The organism is Paenarthrobacter sp. NPDC090520 (assembly GCF_044769205.1).
Classification (GTDB): domain Bacteria; phylum Actinomycetota; class Actinomycetes; order Actinomycetales; family Micrococcaceae; genus Arthrobacter.
In genome coordinates this window covers 13,375-32,608 of the sequence record NZ_JBIVXM010000014.1, presented here as the reverse complement: position 1 = coordinate 32,608, position 19,234 = coordinate 13,375, and the positions used below count along the sequence as shown (strand labels likewise).

Here is a 19,234-nt window from a genome sequence, read left to right as displayed (position 1 = left end):
CCACAGGCAGGTACCCCGGGGTCAGGCTTGGCCCGCCGGGCGGCCAGGGCTCAGGTAGTAGGTCAGCCGGAACTTGCCGATCTGCACTTCGTTGCCGCTCTTCAGTTGAACACGGTCCACACGGTCGTGGTTGACGTACGTGCCGTTCAGGCTTCCCATGTCCACGAGTTCGAAGCCCGCGGAAGTGCGGTGGAATTCGACGTGCTTGCGTGAAACGGTGACGTCGTCCAGGAAGATGTCCGCATCAGGGTGCCGGCCGGCCGTGGTGGTATCCGCATCGAGAAGGAACCGCGCTCCGGCGTTGGGGCCACTGTGGGCAATGAGCAGTGCGGAATCCGGCGGCAGCGCGTCAACAGAGGCGCGTTCCTCCGGCGCAAGCTTCGGGGCAATGCTGGGCTCATCCCACGTTGGCGTGATGCTGATCGAGGTGGTCTCCGACGTGGGCTGCTCCTCCGCGCCGTTCCCTACATTGGCTTGGTTCTTGTCGCCGCCAACCATGGAATTTCCTCCTCATCCGCCGGCATTCCAAAACCTGCCGGCCACATCCACCTCCCGGTACCGCCGGGCAAATCGGTTGCTGGCCCGCCCTTCCCGTAAATCCCCTCCGGGGAAATACAGCCGGGCGGGCCAGATAACTTTAGCCTACCTGTTGTTCGTACTCCGATGCACTGAGCAGGGAATCCACTGCGTCAGCTTCGGCGAGTTTGACTTCAAAAAGCCAGCCTTCGCCGTAAGGATCGGAGTTGATGAGGGCAGGATCCTGGTCCAGGGCGTCATTCCTGTTGATGACTTCGCCGCTGACCGGAGCATAGATATCGCTGACGCTCTTGGTCGATTCAACCTCGCCCACAACATCATTTCCGGTGATCTTGGTTCCGGGTTCCGGCATCTGGGCATAGACCACATCGCCCAGGGCATCCTGGGCAAAATCCGTGATGCCTACACGGACAACTCCGTCGCCGTCCGGCGCCGAAACCCATTCGTGTTCTGCGGTATAGGAAAGATCGGCTGGAATATTGCTCATGAGTCGCCTTTCATCGGGACTTTATTGGACCTCGACGGCGGCCCGGGCATCCGGCCACCGCTGAAAGTATAGGCATAATTCCGTTACGCCCTGTGAGGTCTCTGCCATGATTGACCCATGACTGAACAAGCACAAGTACCACCCGGGAAAAAGGGCAATTGGGGCGTCAAAATAATCCTGGTCATTGTGGCATTGCTTGTTGCCGTGGCAGCCTACTTTGTTTTGGGCGCAATACTCCCCCGTTGGTGGTCCGACGTCATCGCGGGACAAATTCGGCGTGACCTTGGTGCCAGCGTCCTGGTGGGCATGTTCTACGGGTTCGTCTTCACCTTCGTTCCCTTGGTGATTGCCTGGCAAGCCACGCACAAAGCTGTGAAGTGGCCCCTCAAGATCGTCATTCTCCTGGTGGCGGTAGCCGTCGCGACGCCCAACCTCCTGACGGCGGGAATCGTGTTCGGCTCCAGCGAATCCGCCCACGCAGGCCAGCGCACCCTCAGCGTGGATGCCGGCTTCTTCACCACGTGGACGGCGATCTCCGCAGTGGCGGCCGCGGTCATCTTCGCCGCAGTCACCATTCTTTGGGCAGTGTGGCGTCGCCGTGGCAAGCAAATGAAGGCACTCAAGCAAGCCGAACTGGAACGCGTGCGTACCGCCAAAGCTGCGGCGTCGACGGAAGACGCAGGGAACGGGACGCCCGCCGGACCATGAGCCCGGGCGATCTGCGCCCGGGAGTCTGCCCCAACGGCAACAGAGCATGAAAGAAGCCCGCCCCGGACGACTATCCGCGGCGGGCTTTTCCCTGCTGCCGTCAGCGTCAGGCGACAGTGGCCGCCCGGGGTTCGCGTTCGACGTCGGACGCCGGCTTTGGCGCCGAAGGAGCCTTGCGTTTGGCCGCCACTGCGGCTGCCACCATGACCAGCAGGGCTGCCACCGTGATCCCCGCACCCGCCCAAATGGGCGATGTGTAGCCGAGGCCTGCGCTGATGGTCACGCCGCCGAGCCAGGCACCGAGCGCGTTGCCAAGGTTGAACGCACCGATGTTGGCCCCGGACGCCAGGGTGGGAGCCGACGTGGCGAAATGCATGACGCGCATCTGAAGGCCGGGAACCGTGGCAAAGCCGAACCCACCCATGAGCGCAAGCGAGACGAGGGTGGCGATGCTGCTGGAAGCCGTCAGGGCGAAGAACACCAAGACCAGCACCAAGCCACCGAGGATCACCATCAAGGATGCGTCGAGGGCCTTGTCCGCCGCCTTGCCGCCCAAGAAGTTCCCCACGAACAGGCCGGCACCGAACAGCACCAAAAGCCACGGAACCGAATTTGCCGCGAACCCGGAGACCTCGGTCAAGGTGAAGGCAATGTAGGTGAACGCTCCGAACATGCCGCCGAATCCGAGGATGGTCACCACAAGGGAGAGCCACACCTGGCCCGAGCGGAAAGCCCCTATTTCGGTGCGCAGGCTCTTGGCAGCATCGGCACTGGCCTCGGGCACCATGAGCGCAATCCCCGCCAAGGCAATGACCCCAATGACGGTAATGGCCCAGAAAGTGGAGCGCCAGCCAAAGTTCTGGCCGAGGAGGGTGCCGAAGGGCACTCCCAGGACGTTGGCCGCGGTGAGGCCGGTGAACATGATGGCGATTGCTCCGGCTTTTTTGTGTGCGGGAACCAGGCTCGCAGCCACCACGGAACCGATGCCAAAGAAGGCTCCATGGCACAGCGCGGCAATGATCCGGCCTACCAGCATGGCGCTATAGCTTTCCGACACCGCGGACAGGAAGTTGCCAACAATGAAGAGGACCAGGAGGCCCATGAGTACGGGTTTTCGGGGAAGCCTGGTCACGGCCGCCGTCACCAGGAGGGCTCCGACAGTGACGCTCAAGGCGTAGCCGGAGATGAACCAGCCGGCCGACGCTTCGCTGACGCGGAAATCAGCCGCTACTTCGGGCAAGAGGCCCATGATAACGAATTCGGTCAGTCCGATACCGAAACCGCCCAGGGCAAGGGCAATCAACCCTGCAGGCATGTGGAGAGCTCCTTCATTGGGGTGGTCCCCTGGAGTGGAAGTGCGCCGCCGGGAACCGTAGAATAATAGTTGCAGACGCTGTATATATAGTTGCACACGCTAGGTATTTGCGCAAGCAACTACTTTGTGGAGCCTGCATTCGGACCACCACCAAGTCAGGAGCACAGCAGACATGGGCATCAAGGATGACGCCGTCGAGGTACGGGCACAGGGCTGGCGCACGCTTGCCGCCTTGCACGGGAGCATTGAGGCCGAACTGGAGAAGGCACTCCAGGCGTCCAGCGAACTCTCGGTAGTGGAGTACACGGTCCTGGACGCGCTCAGCCGGCAGGACGGATGGCACATGCGCATGCAGCAACTCGCCCGCGCCACGGCACTTTCCAGCAGCGCTACCACCAGGCTGGTGAACCGCTTGGAGGATCGCGGGCTCCTCACCCGCATCCTCTGCGCCGATGACCGGCGTGGGATCTACACGGAACTGACAGTGGCCGGACAAAAGCTGCTCCTGGATGCCAAACCCGTCCACGACGAAACGCTGGCATCTGCCCTGGCTGCGGCCGAACGGGTTCCGGAACTCGAGCCGCTGGTGCGGGCGATCGGGGCTTTGCAGGCAGTCTGACGCACGCACCCCCAGGGGTGGCCTGGCTTTCGCCGGGCCGCCCAGGAGGGGCCGCACCCCTTAACGACCAAAGGCCGGAGTCCCGTGTTTCCACGGGACTCCGGCCTTTATGGTCGGGCTGACAGGATTTGAACCTGCGACCCCTTGACCCCCAGTCAAGTGCGCTACCAAGCTGCGCTACAGCCCGCTGGTTCCACCGTTCTCCGCCATGGTATTCCTCCGAAGATTCCTACCTAAGCAGTCCGGCCGAACCACCTCCAAAAGCTTACACGAAGTTGGAGGCCGCTTATGCCATCCGAGCCAAAGTTGGCTGTGATGCGCGTCTCATTTACTTTTTCCGGCCGCGCTTCTCGCGAACGCGCATGTTGACCTCGATAGGCGTGCCCTCGAAGCCGAACGTTTCGCGCAGGCGCCTCGTGATGAACCGGCGGTATCCGGGGTCCAGGAAGCCAGTGGTGAACAGCACGAACTTCGGCGGCCTGCTGGAGGCCTGGGTGCCGAAGAGGATGCGCGGCTGCTTTCCGCCACGGACGGGGTGCGGGTGGGCAGCTACCAGTTCACCCAGGAACGCGTTGAGGCGTCCCGTGGGAATACGGCGGTCCCAGCTCTCCAGCGCCGTGTCCAACGCAGGAACCAAACGGTCCTTGTGCCAGCCGGTCTTGGCGGAAATGTTCACCCGGGGGGCCCATTCAACGTGCGCCAGGTCCTGTTCGATTTCGCGTTCCAAATAACGGCGACGCTCATCATCCAGGAGGTCCCACTTGTTGAAGGCCAGGACCAGCGCACGGCCGGACTCGATGGCCAACTGCAGGATGCGGACGTCCTGCTCGCTGAGGACTTCGTCCACTGCGAGGAGCACGACGGCGACCTCCGCCTTCTCGAGCGCGGCCTGCGTTCGCAGCGAGGCGTAGAAATCCGCGCCCTGGGCCATGTGCTGGCGGCGGCGGATACCGGCAGTGTCCACGAAGCGCCACGTACGGTCGCCGAGTTCGATGAACTCGTCTACGGGGTCACGCGTAGTTCCCGCCAACGGGTCCACCACAACACGCTCCGAGCCAGCGAGCTTGTTCAACAGCGAGGACTTGCCCACGTTCGGGCGACCGATGAGTGCGATGCGGCGTGGACCACCGGACCGCTCGACGCCTTCCACCAGCGAGAACTCCGGCAAGGTGTCAATGACATGGTCCAGGAGGTCGGCGACCCCGCGGCCGTGCAGGGCCGAAACCGGATACGGCTGGCCGAAACCCAGGCCCCACAAGGAGGCAGAGTCGGCTTCCTGCGCAAAGTCGTCCACCTTGTTGGCCACCATGATGACCGGCTTCTTGCTCTTGCGGAGCATCTTCATGACGCCCTCATCGGTTGCCGTGGCGCCAACGGCGGAGTCCACAACGAACAGCACTGCGTCAGCCAGCTCGACAGCCATCTCGGCTTGGTCGGCCACGCGGGCATGGATGCCCTTGGCGTCGTGCTCCCACCCGCCGGTATCCACCAGCGTGAAGTTCTTGCCGTTCCAGCGCGCCGAATACATCACACGGTCGCGGGTGACACCCGGGGTGTCCTCAACCACGGCCTCGCGACGGCCCAGGATGCGGTTGACCAGGGTGGACTTGCCAACATTGGGACGCCCGATGATGGCCAGGACGGGATCCAGCTTGAGTGGTCCCTCGTCGCCTTCGTCCTCGTAGTCTCCGCTGAGCAGGGCAGCGTCGTCTTCGTCGAGCTCGTAATCATCGAGTCCGGCACGGAGGGTGGCGGCCCGGAGCTCTGCCTCCTCGTCGTCCAGCGCAGCCAGGTTTTCAGCCACCTGGTCGGTGCCGGTGGGCGTGTATTCGTCGTCGCCGGCACCATGGTGGCCGGATTTTTGAGTCGTATCGCTCATTGCACTTTCCTTCAGTGGTGGTCTGCCGGGGTTCCGGCTACTTCGATGTGGCGGTGGTGTTGGTCCGGTTCAGGGGCCGCTTCCCGGGGAAGGGCCTGCCCGGTCTTCCGGACGGCTTCCTGGACGTGTGCTGCCAAGGCATCGCGGATTGCCGCCGCCGCCCTGTCCATTGAAACACGCCCCGGTTCGCCCTTCCGGCGCTGCACCGTCAGGGGTTCGCCGAAGCTGACGTACAGCTTCCTGCGCAGGCGGGGAATATGGTCACGGTGCTCGCCCGGGTGCCGCGTTCCAAGGATGGCCACGGGAATCACCGTGGCACCGGAGTTGACAGCCAACCAGGCAACTCCGCTGCTGATGCTTTCGGCGGCACCGGTCCCCCGCGTCCCTTCAGGCAGGATGCCGACGCAACGGCCGCCGTCGAGCAGTTCCTTGCCCAGGTGCAAGGCGGCACGGTCGCCGCTGCGGTCCACCGGGATCTGGCCCGAAGCCGTCAGGACCCTGCCCAGGAACCCCTTGAACATCTCCTTCTTGACCATGATGTGCATGGGCCGCGGCGCGGCTCCGTACATGACGGGGCCGTCCAGGAAGCTGATGTGGTTGGCGGCAAAAATGACCGGACCGGCGGCAGGGATATTGCTCTTGCCCGCCACCGACGTCCTGTACAGAACGTGATCCAGGAACCACCCGATGGGACGGCTCCAGAAGCGGTTCCAGGATGCCGGTAGCCGCTGCTGCTCAGTCGCCATAGATGACCTTGCTGACAATCGCCAACGCAGTTTGGACGGTTTCCTCGAAGTCGAGGTCCGAAGAATCCAGGGTCACCACGCCGTCAGCGGCCTGCGTGAAGTTCACCACCGTGGAATCCTTCGCATCGCGCTGGAGCACCTGGGCGGCCAGTTGTTCGTTGCTCTGGGTCCCGCCCAACTGGATTCCGCGACGTCGGAGCCTGGCTTCCTCGCTGGCGGTCAGGAGCATGCGCACTTCGGCTCCGGGCGCGACGACCGTGGTGATATCGCGGCCTTCCACCACCATGCGGTGATGGTGCTGGTCGATCAGTTGCCGCTGACGGCGGATCAGTTCCGTCCTGGCACCCAGGGTGGTGGCCACGGCACTCACGGACGAGGAAATCCGGGGATCCCTGATTTCCTCCGTCACGTCGGTTCCGTCCACAGCCACGTACTCGTTCGCGGCACTGGTGCTGATTTCCAACGGCATGGTCTTGGAAGCAAGTTCAACGGCGGCGCCATCGTGAAGGTCCACCCCTGTCTTAAGGCAGTACCAGGTCAGCGCGCGGTACATGGCGCCCGTGTCCAGATAGGCCAGCTTCAGCCGCTTGGCCACTTCCTTGCTGACACTCGATTTGCCCGATCCCGAAGGACCGTCGATCGCTATCACGAGCGGCTTGCCGGGACGGGCAACCGTCTCCGGGCCAAAGAATTCACGCGTCATTACTGGAGTACCCGCCATCCACGATCGGTCAATGCTTCAACAAGGAGGTCGTGCTTGCTGGGCAGGACGGAGATTTCCACCATGCCCACGTTCTGTCCCGACGAATGGTCCAGCCGAAGGTCTTCCAGGTTGACGCCGATCTCGCCGATCTCGGTGAGGAGCTGCGCGATCTGGCCCGGCCTGTCATCGACCAGGATGGTCAACCAGGAATATGCCTGCGGCGGGCCGCCATGCTTCCCCGGGATCCGGGCCTGCCCGGCGTTGCCTTCGCTGATCAGTTGGGCGAGGTCAAGCCTGGCACCAGGGGCCAACGGATCTTCCAAGGTACCGATCAGCCGGTTGAGGTCCTCACGGACGCCATGGAGAATTTCCACGACCTTGCCCGCATTTCCACCGAGGATCTGGACCCAAAGGGTGGGATCGCTCGCTGCGATACGCGTGGTGTCCCGCAGGCCGTTACCGGCAAGGGACAGCGCATGGAGCGGCGTGCCTTGAAGCCGGCTGGCCAGCAGTGAGGACATGATCTGCGGCAAGTGCGACACCAGGGCCACAGCCTCATCATGTTCATCGGCGCTGAACTGGGAAACAAACGCGCCCAGGTCCCCCGCCAGCGAACGCGCCACTTGGCGTGCCTCGTCCGCTGTTTCGTCGGACGGGCAGATGACCCACGGCATGGACGTGAACAACTCGCCCCTGGCAGCCACGGGTCCGGACTTCTCCCGGCCTGCCATCGGGTGGGTGCCCACGTAGCGGGACATATCCACGCCCCGCGAACGCAAGTCGGCCTGGATGGCGGCCTTGACGCTGGCAATATCGACGACCACCGCTTCCGGGTAGTCAGCCAACGCCTTCTCGACGACGTCTGCCGTGACATCCGGCGGTGCTGCCACAACCACAAGCTGCGGCTGGGCATCCAGCTCGTCAAGCGGACGCCCCGCGCCAATGTCCACGGCCACAGCCTGGTTGGTGGGCGAGGTGTCGAACAGGAAAACCGGGACGCCGCGCCCACGCAGGCCGAGGCCAATGCTGGCACCGAGCAGGCCCGTACCAAGTACCACGACGGGGCCATCCAGATGGCCCCGTCCGTGCGTGCGGAATGCCGACATGACTAGAGTCCCACGGCGGCCATCAAGTGGCCGATTTCCTGCTTGCCGAGGTTGCGGATGCTGCCCTGGCGCTGGTCGCCCAGGCCAATCGGTCCGACCTTGACGCGGACCAGGCGCTGCACCGGGAAGCCGACGGCGTCGAACATGCGGCGCACAATGCGGTTCTTGCCGGAGTGCAGCACGACCTCGATGAGCACGTGGCCAGGCGTTGAGTCAACCAGACGGAAGGAGTCCACTGCCGCCACGCCGTCTTCAAGCTCGACGCCCGACTTCAGTTGGGCTCCGACACCCTGCGGGAACGGTCCCCTTACCTGGACCAGGTACGTCTTGGGTACCTCGTACGAAGGGTGGGTCAAGCGGTTGGCGAGCTCGCCGTCGTTGGTCAGCAACAGCAGACCCTCGGTGGCGACGTCCAAGCGGCCCACGTGGAACAAGCGTTCGCCCTTGTTCTTGTTGGTCTTGAGGAAATCGCTGATGCACGGACGGCCCTCGGGGTCTTCCATGGTGGACACGACACCCTTGGGCTTGTTGAAGACCATGTAGACCAGGGTTTCGTCCAGCTGGATGCGGATGCCGTCCACGTGGATGACCGCCGACTTGGGGTCGACGCGCATGCCAAGCTCCGTGGTGATCTGGCCGTCCACTTCGACGCGGCCTTCCAGGATCATTTCCTCGCACACGCGGCGGGAAGCCACGCCTGCCTGGGCCATGACCTTCTGGAGGCGCACGCCGTCAACGTCATGCAGATCCGATTGGGGAACGTCCACCCGCGGACCGCGGTTGCGGCCGGGCTTCCGGACCGGACCGAGGTTTTGGCCAAACCGCTCGCTGCCGAAGGCCTTGGAGCCGTACTGCTTGGCGTTGCCGGGCTTCGGCTTGGGCTTGAGGGCGCCGGGCGTGCCGGGTGCCTTGCCGTAACCCGGCTTGTTGGATCCGGGCTTGCGGAAGGGCTTGGCGGGCTTGGCCGCCTGGCTGCGACCGCCGGCGGTCGTGGGGTTGTCGGGGTCGAAAGGAGCCGCTTCCCGCGGTTTTGCGGCCTTGAACGGCCGGCCCTCGCCCTGCTTGAAGGTGCGCTTTCCAGCGCCGGCACTGCCGCCGCGGCCAGCAAAGCCGCCGGCGTTGGAGCGCCCTGCGCCGCCCCTTGCCTCATTGCGTCCGGAGTTGTTGCGTCCCGAACCGTTACGTGGTGAACCCTGGCGTCCCGCCTGTGTCATGACCCGTCCTTGTGTAGTATTGGCCGGCCGTCCGTGCTGCAATCAACACTAGCCAGCCCGGCAGGCAATCGCCTGCCCCTGCTGCTGCGGCACGCCCTGCGCGCCGTGAACCAATATGTATTTGTGCCGAATGCTCACATCCGGCTTGCGTCGTAATACTCGTCGATCCCCTCGAGGCCGGGAAGGTGCGGTGACAGCTGCGGCAAGTCCGCGACTGAACCGATGCCCATTCGTTCCAGGAAATAGGAGGTTGTCCGGTACAGGATTGCCCCGGACTCGGGATCGTTACCGGCGTCTTCGATCAATCCACGCTGGGTCAGTGTCCTGACGACGGAATCGACGTTAACGCCGCGAATTGCGGACACCCTGGCCCTCGAGACCGGCTGGCGATAGGCAATGACCGCCAAAGTCTCCAGTGCTGCCTGGGTCAGCCTGGTGGTTTGGCCCTCAAGGACGAACCTGCCAACGATGTGGGCGAAATCCGGCCGCGAGTAGATCCGCCAACCCCCGGCGATGTTCCGCAATTCGAAACCCCGGGGTGCGTTGCTGGCAGCGGCAAAGCCATCAGCATCCACGTCCGGGGCTTTAACAGTATAGCCGCTATACTCGCGCCGGATTTCCTGCAGCAAATCATCGACGACGGCGACGGTCACGTTCAGTCCCGCGGCCAGCTCCTCCGCGGTGGCCGGCTCGTCGATCACCATCAACACAGCCTCCAGGGCTGCCTTTGCGCCGCCGGGGAGGGCCTCGAGTTCGGCCAGGCCATCCGTGCCTGCCGGCTGGTCAGTCATCTGCGGCTCCATCTCCCAGGTCCTCGTACTCTTCGCTCACGTTTGAGCTGTCCCATTCTGCGTCGCTTCCACTCCATCGGACCACCAACTGGGCCAAGGGCGCGGGCTGCTCAAACGCGACCACGCGGTCACGGAACATCTCGAGCAGGGCCAGGAAGCGGGCAACCACCACCAGGGTGCTCTCGGCATCTGCGATCAGCACCTGGAACGTCAGCGGCGCCCCCAACTGCAGGCGGTAGCCGAGGATCCCGGCTTGCTCCTTCACACTGACAGGTGGGGCATGCAAATGGCCCAAGCCCACCTCGGTGGGCGGGGCATCTTTGGGTTCAAGCGCTTTGGCGGCCAGTTCGGCAAATTGCTCCGGGCTGTGGCGCCACACGAGTTCCGGCAACAAGGCCGCAAAATGTCCCTCCAGGGCCACTTGGCGCGGGAACCGGCGGCCTTCTTCTTCCAACTGGTTGCCGAGGAGTCCGGCCACTTCCTTGAAAGCCTTGTACTGCAGCAACCGCGCGAACAGGAGGTCACGGGCCTCCAGCAGCGCAATGTCCTCGTCGTCTTCCACCTCGCCGGCGGGCAGGAGGCGGGCAGCCTTCAGATCCAGCAAAGTGGCCGCAATGACCAGGAATTCGCTGGCTTCGTCCAGCGCCCAGTCCTCCCCCAGTTCCTGCAACCTGCGGATGTATTTGATGAACTCGTCCGTCACCGTTGCGAGGGCAACTTCGGTGATATCCATCTTGTGCTTGGCGATCAGGCCCAGCAGCAGGTCGAAGGGGCCCGTGAAATTGGCCAGCCGTACCTCGAAGCCGCCCTTTGACGCTTCGGAGGTGCCGGCGTCGGGCGTTGAAACGGAGGAGTCCACCGCGAGCGGTGGGGCAGAAGGCGATCCCACGCCGACGGCTAGGGTGCGCCGCCGCGCGAGATCAGTTCCTTCGCGAGCCGGCGGTAGGCATCCGCACCGACGTGGTTGCCCGCGTAGCTGGTAATGGGCTCGGCGGCAACGGTGGCGTCGGCGAACTTGATGGAACGCTTGATGACGGTCTCGAACACTTTGTCACCGAACGCCTCCACCAGGCGGGAGATGACCTCGCGGCTGTGCAGGGTGCGGGCGTCGTACATGGTGGCCAGGACGCCGTCCACCTGCAGGCGTGGATTCAGGCGGTCCTGCACCTTCTCGATGGTTTCCACCAGGAGGGCGACAGCGCGGAGGGCGAAGAACTCGCAGATGAGCGGGATGATGACACCGTGGGCGGCAGTCAGTGCGTTGACGGTCAGCAGGCCCAGCGACGGTTGGCAGTCGATCAGGACGACGTCGTATTCGTCCTCGACGCTCTTGAGGGCACGGTCCAGTACCTGCTCGCGGGCCACTTCGTTGACGAGCTGCACTTCGGCGGCGGACAAGTCGATGTTGGCCGGCAGGAGGTCCACGCCCTCCACGCCGGTCTGGTGGATGGCTTCGCGGATGCTCACCTTACGGTCCATCAGCACGTTGTAGACGGTGAGGTCCAATTCATGGGGGTTGACGCCCAACCCCGCCGACAGGGCGCCCTGCGGGTCGAAGTCCACCAACAGCACGCGGCGGCCGTACTCGGCGAGCGCGGCGGCAAGGTTGATGGTGGACGTGGTCTTGCCCACTCCACCCTTCTGGTTGACCATGGCGATGACTCTCGCCGGGCCGTGCGAGGCAAGCGGAGCCGGTTCCGGGAAGTCGCGGTGCGGGCGGCCCGTGGGCCCCATGATTGCGTCTTCCAGATCGAGCTCGGTGCCTGCCAGGGTTGCTGTTCCCCGTTCGATGCTCACGTATCCAACCACTCTTTCGACGACGATCTTCCCGGCCGCCGGTCCCGTGGGACCAGCACTGCTACCCACCTAGGCTACAGCGACCGACACGGTATTCCGGGGAACTTGACATTGCCCGGCCTTTGAGCCTTTACCCTCTAGTAGAGGTGGAAGGTTTAGGGTCTGCCCGCTCCCCCGCGCGCGAAAGAAGGCCGGCGCCCCTGCGGGCACCGGCCTTCAGACGGGCTCGGGATTCGGTGGAGGACTAGACGGTTGCCTTCTCGCGGGCTTCGGCTTCGGGAGCCTCGGCCACCTCGTCGTGGGCCAGCATGGTCTGCTCGTCGAAGGGTGCATTGCCCGAGAGGACCTCGTTGACCTGACGGTTATCGATTTCCTTGACCCACGTGCCGATCAGAACTGTGGCCACGGCGTTGCCGGTGAAGTTGGTCAGCGCCCGCGCCTCGGACATGAAGCGGTCAATACCGACGATCATGCCCACGCCACCCAGCAGCTCCGGCTTGTGTGCCTGCAGTCCGGCGGCCAGCGTTGCCAAGCCGGCGCCGGTGACGCCTGCCGCACCCTTCGAAGCGATGATCATGAAGACCAGGAGGGAGATCTGGGCGCCCAGGTCAAGCGGCGTCCCCATGGCGTTGGCAACGAACAGGGAGGCCATGGTCAGGTAGATGGCCGTGCCGTCCAGGTTGAAGGAGTAACCGGTGGGGACCGTCACGCCGACAACAGGCTTGGAAACACCCAGGTGTTCCATCTTCGCGATGAGGCGAGGCAGCGCAGCTTCGGAGGACGAGGTGGAGAAGATGAGCAGGTATTCGCGGGCCAGGTACTTCATCAGCTTGAAGATGTTCACACCGGCGACTGCACGGAGCAGGGTGCCGAGGATGACCACGATGAACAGGATGCAGGTGATGTAGAACGCGATCATCAGGGTGAACATGCTGAGGATTGCCTGCGCACCGGTTGCGCCCACGACGGCGGCAATGGCACCGAACGCACCTACCGGGGCGAGCCACATGATCATGATCAGGATGCGGAACACGAGGCGCTGCCCGTGGCCGATGGCGGCGAGGATCGGCTGGCCCTGCTTGCCCATCTTCTGGAGCGCGAAGCCCACCAGGATGGCGGCCAGCAAGGTGGGAAGCACCGGAATATCCCCGGGAATGATGCCGAGCAGGAAGTCCACTGTGCTGTCCGTGGCGGCCTTCTTGTTGGGGTCGTAGGGGGTCAGCTTGAGGCCCTCGCCCGGGTGGATCAGGTTGCCGACCACCAGGCCGATGGCGAGCGCGAACGTGGACATGGCCACGAAGTACCCCAGGGCGAGTCCGCCCACCTTGCCCACCGTGGCGGCCTTGGCAATGGAGCCGATGCCCAGGACGATGGTGCAGAAGATGACGGGTGCGATCATCATCTTGATCAGCTTGATGAAGCCATCGCCGAGCGGCTTGAGCGACTTGCCGACTTCGGGGAACACCAGGCCAACAACGGCACCGAGCACGACTGCGAGAATGACAGCGATGTACAGGTAGTGCGACTTGTCGAGCCCCTTGCGCCCGCCGGTGGCGGCCAATGCCGACTCTCCTCGTTGAGAGGTCATGGGAATCTCCTTCTGGATACTGTGTAAGGCGCTGCGGTCCTGCACTTGTGTCCACTCCGCTGCCCTTGTGTGATATCCATCATTCAGCCGCTGGTGACATACATCACCGTTGCGGTCATATTGGTCATGGGAGGCCCACACGTGTTTCATAGCTGGAGCATTGCCCGCCGCTTGTTCGTGGCGAACCTGCTGTTCGTCATGGTGCTGACGGCGGCGTTCGGCGCTTTCTCCGTGGCCGAGGCCAGGAACCGGGCCTACGACGATGCGGGCAGCCGGATGCAGGCGATCGTCGCTTCCATTGCCAACAACCCCTTGGTCCTGCAGGCTGCCTCCAGCCCCGACCCTTCCGCCACCCTGCAGCCCTATGCCTTGAAGGTCATGGACACCGCGGATGCGGATTTCATCACCATCATGGCCCCGGACCGGACACGGTGGACCCACCCCCGGCCCGAGGAACTCGGCAAGCCCTACATCGGAACCATCGAGCCGGCCCTGCAGGGCCAAACGTTTACCGAAGTAACTGCGGGAACCTTGGGCCCGTCGGTCCGGACCATCGCCCCGGTCAAGGACGCGGCCGGGTCCGTTAAAGCCCTGGTGGCAGCGGGCATCACGGTGCGCACGGTGGACACCGATCTCGCTGAGCGGCTGACCGTCATCGGCGCCATTGCCCTGGGGGTCCTCTTCTTTGGTTCCGTGGCGTCCTGGTTGCTCGGACGATACCTGCGCTCCGTCACGCGTGGATGGGGACCGGAGCAGCTGGCCCAGCTCTTCGCCTACTACGAGTCGGTCCTGCACTCGGTGCGCGAGGGTCTCATCCTCATCGACACGCGCGGCAACGCCGTCATGTACAACGACCAGGCGGCCGAATTGCTCGGCTTGGAGCCGTCCGAAGCGGACCGCTCCCCCGACCAGGCACCGCGGCTCGCCGAGCTTCCCTTCGACGGCAGCCTGCGCGCCCTGTTCGAGTCCGGCCGGCCGGCACATGACGAGATCCATCTGACGGGTTCCCGGATCCTGGTGGTAAACCAGGCCCCGGCTGTTGGTCCCGTCCCACCCAGGAGCCGCCAGAAACCGGCGGTCTACGGCACCGTGGCCACCATCCGCGACCGGACCGAGATCGAAGCCCTTGGCACGGAACTGGAAACCATGAAGACCCTCTCCGACGCCCTGCGCGCACAGACCCATGAGCACGCCAACCGCCTGCACATGATCGTTTCCCTCCTGGAGCTCGGCCGCACGCCCCAGGCGCTCGAGTTTGCCACGAAGGACCTTGAGCTGAGCCAGCAACTGACGGACGACATGCTGGCCGCAGTGGACGAACCGGTGATGAGCGCCCTGGTGATGGGCAAGGCCGCCGAGGCCCACGAACGCGGCGTGGATCTGACGGTCCGGACGTCCGGCACCGCGGGCGTTCGCGGATTGGAAATCCAGGACCTGGTGACCATCGTGGGAAACCTGCTGGACAACGCCATCGACGCAGCGGCAGCCGGCGGGCTCCCCCGATCGGTGGAACTTGAGGTCCTGACCGGAGGTGCCGCCGTCGAATTCGTGGTCCGGGACTCCGGCGCCGGCATCGATCCGGCGTCGATCGACGACGTCCTGCAGTACGGCTACAGCACCAAGTCCTCGACGGGGGATCCGCGCGGCAGCCATGGCAGGGGCGTCGGGCTGGCACTGGTGCGGCAAGCGATCCAAAGGCTCAACGGTACGATGTCCATCGATAATCCGGGGACAACAGACAACCCTGGCGGCGCGCAGTTCCATATTGTGCTGCCCACAACGGCTCCCGGGGAAGGGAAGGCATGACAGATATCCGCGTCCTGGTGGTCGAAGACGAACCGATCGCTTCCGATGCCCACTCGGTCTATGTGGGGAGGATCGACGGCTTTACCGTGGTTGGCACCGCCCCCGACGGCCAGTCGGCCCTCCGCCTCCTGGGCGAATTCGCCGCTTCCGGCTCACCTGTCGACCTGGTGTTGCTGGATATGAACCTCCCCGACCTCCACGGACTGGACGTGGCCCGACGCATGCGGTCCGCTGGAATCCTTGCGGACATCATCGCCATTACGGCCGTCCGCGAACTCAGCATTGTCCGGAGCGCTGTGTCGATCGGCGTGGTCCAATACCTCATCAAGCCGTTTACGTATGCCACCTTCGCGGACAAGCTCACCAGCTACCGCGCTTTCCGCGACCAATTGGCTGGTTCCACCACAGGGACCCCCGGCGCCGGCGCCTCGCAGAGCGATGTGGACCAGGCCTTTGCCAGCCTTCGCGCCCCCACGGACCTGCCCCTGCCCAAGGGGCTCTCCCCCTCGACACTGGAGGCAGTCAAGGACCTGGTACGCGCCCGTGAACTGCCGGTGTCCGCCAGCGAAGTCATGGAAGCAGTGGGAATGTCCCGCGTGACGGCCCGGCGCTACCTGGAGTACTTGGCCGACGCCGGCACGGTCACCCGGACCCCGCGGTACGGAACCCCTGGGCGGCCCGAAAACGAATACGGATGGCGCCGAAACTGACGGACTATGTATACAATAACGCCACATGGGCGGCGCATCATGGCGCATTTTCAGCTGTTTGTATACACTGGAAACCATGCGCGCCAGTGATCGGGCTTACACCGCCCTCCGTGAGGACATCATCGAATGGCGCCTCCGTCCCGGTACCGTCCTGGCGGAAGTGGAGCAGTCCGAACGCCTCGGCGTCTCCAGGACGCCGGTCAGGGAAGCACTCGGCCGACTGACCGCTGAAGGACTGACGACGGCGGCAGGCGGCCGGGGCGTCGTGGTCACCGACATCTCCCTCGAGAGCATCGATGAGCTCTTCGAACTGCGAGAAACCTTGGAAGTCAGGGCCGCAGCCTTGGCCGCGGAACGCGGCGATCCCGGCATTTTTAGTGAACTGCAGGCACAACTGGACCGCGCGCCCGGGCTGCTCCGGGAATCGGACCCGGCCCGTCACGATTACTACGCACTCGTGGGGCGCCTGGACGACGCCATCGATGCCGCTGTTGCCAACACCTACCTCGCCCAAGCCATGCGGAGCCTCCGTGTCCATCTGGTCCGCATCCGGCGACTCGCGGTCGATGATTCCGCCCGACTCGCCGCCGCGGCCGCGGAACATGCAGCCATCGCCGAAGCGATCGCCGCCGGGAACCCACGGTTGGCCAAAGCGGCCACCATCGTCCACCTGCACCGCAGCCTCACCCACGTCAAAGCCGCACATCCGGCCCAGTGAACCGTCCAACCCAAAGGAGCACCATGGTCCAGAACCATCACGTCCGTGTTTACAAGTCCGAGGAGAACCTGCCCCGCGAGGAGCAGTTGGCTCACAAGATCGCCGTGGTCGCGGCTGATCCTGTGGAGGTCACGGCCGAGGTGACGGACATGGTGATCAACCGGATCATCGATAACGCCTCGGTGGCGATCGCCTCGCTTAACCGCGCGCCCATCGTCGCTGCCCGTGCCCAGGCCCTCACCCACGGACCCTCTGCCAACGGCAAGGGCGCTTCGGTGTTTGGTATCGAGGAGCGGGTTTCGCCGGAGTGGGCTGCGTGGGCTAACGGCGTGGCCGTCCGTGAACTGGACTACCACGACACGTTCCTGGCTGCGGATTACTCCCACCCCGGCGACAACATCCCGCCCATCCTGGCCGTCGCCCAGCACGTGGGCTCCAACGGTGCCGACCTGGTCCGGGCGATCGCCACGGGTTATGAGATCCAGGTGAACCTGGTCAAGGCGATCTGCCTGCACAAGCACAAGATCGACCATGTAGCCCACCTCGGCCCCTCCGCAGCCGCAGGCATCGGCACCCTGCTCGGCCTGGACGTGGAGACCATCTTCCAGTCCGTTGGCCAGGCCCTGCACACCACCACCGCCACCCGGCAGTCCCGCAAGGGCGAGATCTCCACGTGGAAGGCCCACGCCCCGGCCTTCGCTGGAAAGATGGCCGTTGAGGCAGCGGACCGGGCCATGCGTGGACAAACGTCCCCCGTGCCGATCTACGAAGGCGAAGACGGCGTGATCGCCTGGATGCTCGACGGCCCGGACGCCTCCTACGAGGTACCGCTGCCGGAGAAGGGCGAGGCCAAGCGCGCCATCCTGGACACGTACACCAAGGAACACTCCGCCGAGTACCAGGCACAGGCTTGGATTGACCTGGCCCGCAAACTCAACCGTGAACACCCCGAAACCACCGACCCGGCCAACGTGGCCTCAGTGCTGATCAAGACCAGCCACCACACGCACTACGTCATCGGCTCCGGCGCCAACGACCCCCAGAAGTACTCCCCCACGGCGTCCCGGGAAACCCTTGACCACTCCATCCCCTACATCTTCACCGTCGCCCTGCAGGACGGCGCCTGGCACCACGTGGACTCCTACGCCCCCGAACGCGCCACACGCCCGGACACCGTGGAACTCTGGCACAAAGTCACCACCGTGGAAGACCCGGAATGGACCCGCCGCTACCACTCCCTGGACATCGCCGAGAAGGCCTTCGGCGGCACTGTTGTCATTACACTCACGGATGGAACCGTGGTCACTGACGAGATCGCCGTCGCCGACGCGCACCCGCTCGGAGCCCGGCCGTTCGCCCGCGAACAGTACGTGAACAAGTTCCGCACCCTTGCGGCCGGTTTGGTGGAGGAGGCCGAAATCGAACGGTTCCTCGCCGCCGTCGAACGCGTCACCGAACTCGGTGAAGGCGAACTGGACCAGCTCAACATCACCGCCGCCCCCGGCGTCATCAACCTCGAAACAGCTCCGAAGGGACTGTTCTAAATGCTGTACTCCAAGACCACACCCGAACAGAAACGGGTGAAGCTCCGCGAATTGCTCGGCTCCGGGACTGTCCAGCAGTTCCCGGGCGCCTTCAACCCGCTCTCCGCGCGCTTGATCGAGGAAAAGGGCTTCGCCGGGGTCTACATCTCCGGCGCGGTCCTGGCCAACGACCTTGGCCTGCCGGACATCGGCCTGACCACCCTCACCGAAGTCGCCACCAGGGCGGGCCAGATCGCCCGCATGACCGATCTGCCCTCCCTGGTGGACGCGGACACGGGCTTTGGTGAACCCATGAACGTGGCCCGCACCGTCCAGGAACTCGAAAACGCAGGCCTGGCCGGCTGCCACATCGAGGACCAGTTCAACCCCAAGCGCTGCGGACACCTGGACGGCAAAAACGTGGTGGACCTCGACACCGCCACCAAACGCATCCGCGCCGCAGCCGACGCCCGCAGGGACCCGAACTTCCTCATCATGGCCCGCACCGACATCCGCGCCGTGGATGGCCTCCAAGCGGCCCAGGACCGGGCCAAGGCCCTGGTGGATGCCGGCGCCGACGCGATCTTCCCCGAAGCCATGCGGGACCTCAACGAGTTCCAAGCCATCCGCGACGCTGTGGATGTGCCCATCCTGGCCAACATGACCGAGTTCGGAAAAAGCGAGCTCTTCACCACCGAACAGCTCCAGGGCGTCGGCGTGAACATGGTGATCTACCCCGTGACGCTCCTCCGCATTGCCATGGGCGCTGCAGAGCGTACTCTGGAATCGATCAAGGCTGCGGGGACCCAAGAGGCACACGTCGACTCCATGCTTACGCGTGCTCGCCTCTACGACCTCGTGGATTACGAGGCATACAACCAATTCGATACCGGCGTTTTCAACTTCCAGGTTCCTGGCATCCGCTAGGTCCGGATCAACATAGGGGACGCAGGCAACCGGGATCCCTCCGGTGGCCTGCACAAGAAC

At 64.4% G+C, this 19,234-nt stretch carries 19 protein-coding genes and 1 tRNA gene; 7 read left to right on the top strand and 13 right to left on the bottom strand.

Going from position 1 to position 19,234, the window contains the following annotated elements; all coding sequences use genetic code 11:
• Positions 1-21 precede the first annotated feature (21 nt).
• Both ACIQTZ_RS16535 and gcvH read right to left on the bottom strand, forming a co-directional pair.
• Positions 22-498 (bottom strand): FHA domain-containing protein, encoded by a 477-nt coding sequence (locus ACIQTZ_RS16535; RefSeq protein WP_397322917.1) that lies wholly within the window; start codon positions 496-498, stop codon positions 22-24.
• A gap of 139 nt (positions 499-637) precedes the next feature.
• A complete protein-coding gene (gene gcvH / locus ACIQTZ_RS16530; RefSeq protein ID WP_400334692.1) occupies positions 638-1,024 on the bottom strand; it encodes a glycine cleavage system protein GcvH in 387 nt (128 codons plus the stop codon).
• A gap of 117 nt (positions 1,025-1,141) precedes the next feature.
• Between gcvH and ACIQTZ_RS16525 the strand changes: the two genes are divergently transcribed.
• Positions 1,142-1,732 carry a hypothetical protein gene (locus tag ACIQTZ_RS16525; RefSeq protein WP_402982320.1) on the top strand — a complete coding sequence of 197 codons (591 nt, stop codon included), beginning with the start codon at positions 1,142-1,144 and terminating at the stop codon, positions 1,730-1,732.
• Between the two features lie 106 nt (positions 1,733-1,838).
• Here ACIQTZ_RS16525 and ACIQTZ_RS16520 read toward each other — a convergent pair whose 3' ends face one another.
• Positions 1,839-3,047, bottom strand: coding sequence for an MFS transporter (locus ACIQTZ_RS16520; RefSeq protein WP_402982319.1), 1,209 nt, complete (start codon positions 3,045-3,047; stop codon positions 1,839-1,841).
• A 172-nt stretch (positions 3,048-3,219) separates the two neighbouring features.
• Here ACIQTZ_RS16520 and ACIQTZ_RS16515 point away from each other — a divergent pair, with 172 nt between their 5' ends.
• Positions 3,220-3,666, top strand: a complete 447-nt coding sequence (locus tag ACIQTZ_RS16515; protein WP_402945701.1) for a MarR family winged helix-turn-helix transcriptional regulator — start codon at positions 3,220-3,222, stop codon at positions 3,664-3,666.
• Between the two features lie 110 nt (positions 3,667-3,776).
• Here the strand turns inward: ACIQTZ_RS16515 and ACIQTZ_RS16510 are convergent.
• From ACIQTZ_RS16510 to ACIQTZ_RS16465, 10 genes are all read right to left on the bottom strand, one after another.
• Positions 3,777-3,853: transfer RNA gene (locus tag ACIQTZ_RS16510), tRNA-Pro, on the bottom strand.
• A gap of 141 nt (positions 3,854-3,994) precedes the next feature.
• Positions 3,995-5,545, bottom strand: a complete 1,551-nt coding sequence (gene der, locus ACIQTZ_RS16505; protein WP_400334699.1) for a ribosome biogenesis GTPase Der — start codon at positions 5,543-5,545, stop codon at positions 3,995-3,997.
• A gap of 11 nt (positions 5,546-5,556) precedes the next feature.
• A complete protein-coding gene (locus tag ACIQTZ_RS16500) occupies positions 5,557-6,291 on the bottom strand; it encodes a lysophospholipid acyltransferase family protein (RefSeq protein WP_402982317.1) in 735 nt (244 codons plus the stop codon).
• On the bottom strand, positions 6,281-6,994 hold the full coding sequence (gene cmk / locus ACIQTZ_RS16495) for a (d)CMP kinase (protein ID WP_402945697.1): 714 nt from the start codon (positions 6,992-6,994) through the stop codon (positions 6,281-6,283). Before cmk ends, ACIQTZ_RS16500 begins: the two co-directional genes overlap by 11 nt.
• Entirely contained in the window at positions 6,994-8,100 is a 1,107-nt protein-coding gene (locus tag ACIQTZ_RS16490; protein WP_402982315.1) for a prephenate dehydrogenase, read from the bottom strand. The genes cmk and ACIQTZ_RS16490 overlap by 1 nt, the downstream gene beginning before the upstream one ends.
• Positions 8,101-8,102: 2 nt before the next feature.
• On the bottom strand, positions 8,103-9,314 hold the full coding sequence (locus tag ACIQTZ_RS16485) for a pseudouridine synthase (RefSeq protein WP_402982314.1): 1,212 nt from the start codon (positions 9,312-9,314) through the stop codon (positions 8,103-8,105).
• Between the two features lie 134 nt (positions 9,315-9,448).
• Positions 9,449-10,105 (bottom strand): SMC-Scp complex subunit ScpB, encoded by a 657-nt coding sequence (locus tag ACIQTZ_RS16480; protein ID WP_402982312.1) that lies wholly within the window; start codon positions 10,103-10,105, stop codon positions 9,449-9,451.
• Positions 10,098-10,964: a segregation and condensation protein A gene (locus ACIQTZ_RS16475; RefSeq protein ID WP_402982401.1), complete on the bottom strand. Its 867-nt coding sequence runs from the start codon at positions 10,962-10,964 to the stop codon at positions 10,098-10,100. The genes ACIQTZ_RS16480 and ACIQTZ_RS16475 overlap by 8 nt, the downstream gene beginning before the upstream one ends.
• 38 nt (positions 10,965-11,002) lie before the next feature.
• On the bottom strand, positions 11,003-11,902 hold the full coding sequence (locus ACIQTZ_RS16470; protein WP_397322929.1) for a ParA family protein: 900 nt from the start codon (positions 11,900-11,902) through the stop codon (positions 11,003-11,005).
• Between the two features lie 244 nt (positions 11,903-12,146).
• Positions 12,147-13,490, bottom strand: coding sequence for a cation:dicarboxylate symporter family transporter (locus ACIQTZ_RS16465; RefSeq protein ID WP_402982310.1), 1,344 nt, complete (start codon positions 13,488-13,490; stop codon positions 12,147-12,149).
• Between the two features lie 141 nt (positions 13,491-13,631).
• Here ACIQTZ_RS16465 and ACIQTZ_RS16460 point away from each other — a divergent pair, with 141 nt between their 5' ends.
• The 5 genes from ACIQTZ_RS16460 (at position 13,632) to prpB (ending at position 19,174) form a co-directional block, all read left to right on the top strand.
• Positions 13,632-15,296 carry an ATP-binding protein gene (locus ACIQTZ_RS16460; RefSeq protein WP_402945688.1) on the top strand — a complete coding sequence of 555 codons (1,665 nt, stop codon included), beginning with the start codon at positions 13,632-13,634 and terminating at the stop codon, positions 15,294-15,296.
• Positions 15,293-16,006 carry a response regulator gene (locus tag ACIQTZ_RS16455; protein ID WP_402982309.1) on the top strand — a complete coding sequence of 238 codons (714 nt, stop codon included), beginning with the start codon at positions 15,293-15,295 and terminating at the stop codon, positions 16,004-16,006. Before ACIQTZ_RS16460 ends, ACIQTZ_RS16455 begins: the two co-directional genes overlap by 4 nt.
• A 76-nt stretch (positions 16,007-16,082) precedes the next feature.
• Positions 16,083-16,724, top strand: a complete 642-nt coding sequence (locus tag ACIQTZ_RS16450; protein ID WP_402982307.1) for a GntR family transcriptional regulator — start codon at positions 16,083-16,085, stop codon at positions 16,722-16,724.
• A gap of 23 nt (positions 16,725-16,747) precedes the next feature.
• Positions 16,748-18,268 (top strand): MmgE/PrpD family protein, encoded by a 1,521-nt coding sequence (locus ACIQTZ_RS16445; protein WP_402982305.1) that lies wholly within the window; start codon positions 16,748-16,750, stop codon positions 18,266-18,268.
• Positions 18,269-19,174, top strand: coding sequence for a methylisocitrate lyase (gene prpB, locus ACIQTZ_RS16440; RefSeq protein WP_402982304.1), 906 nt, complete (start codon positions 18,269-18,271; stop codon positions 19,172-19,174).
• Positions 19,175-19,234: the final 60 nt, after the last annotated feature.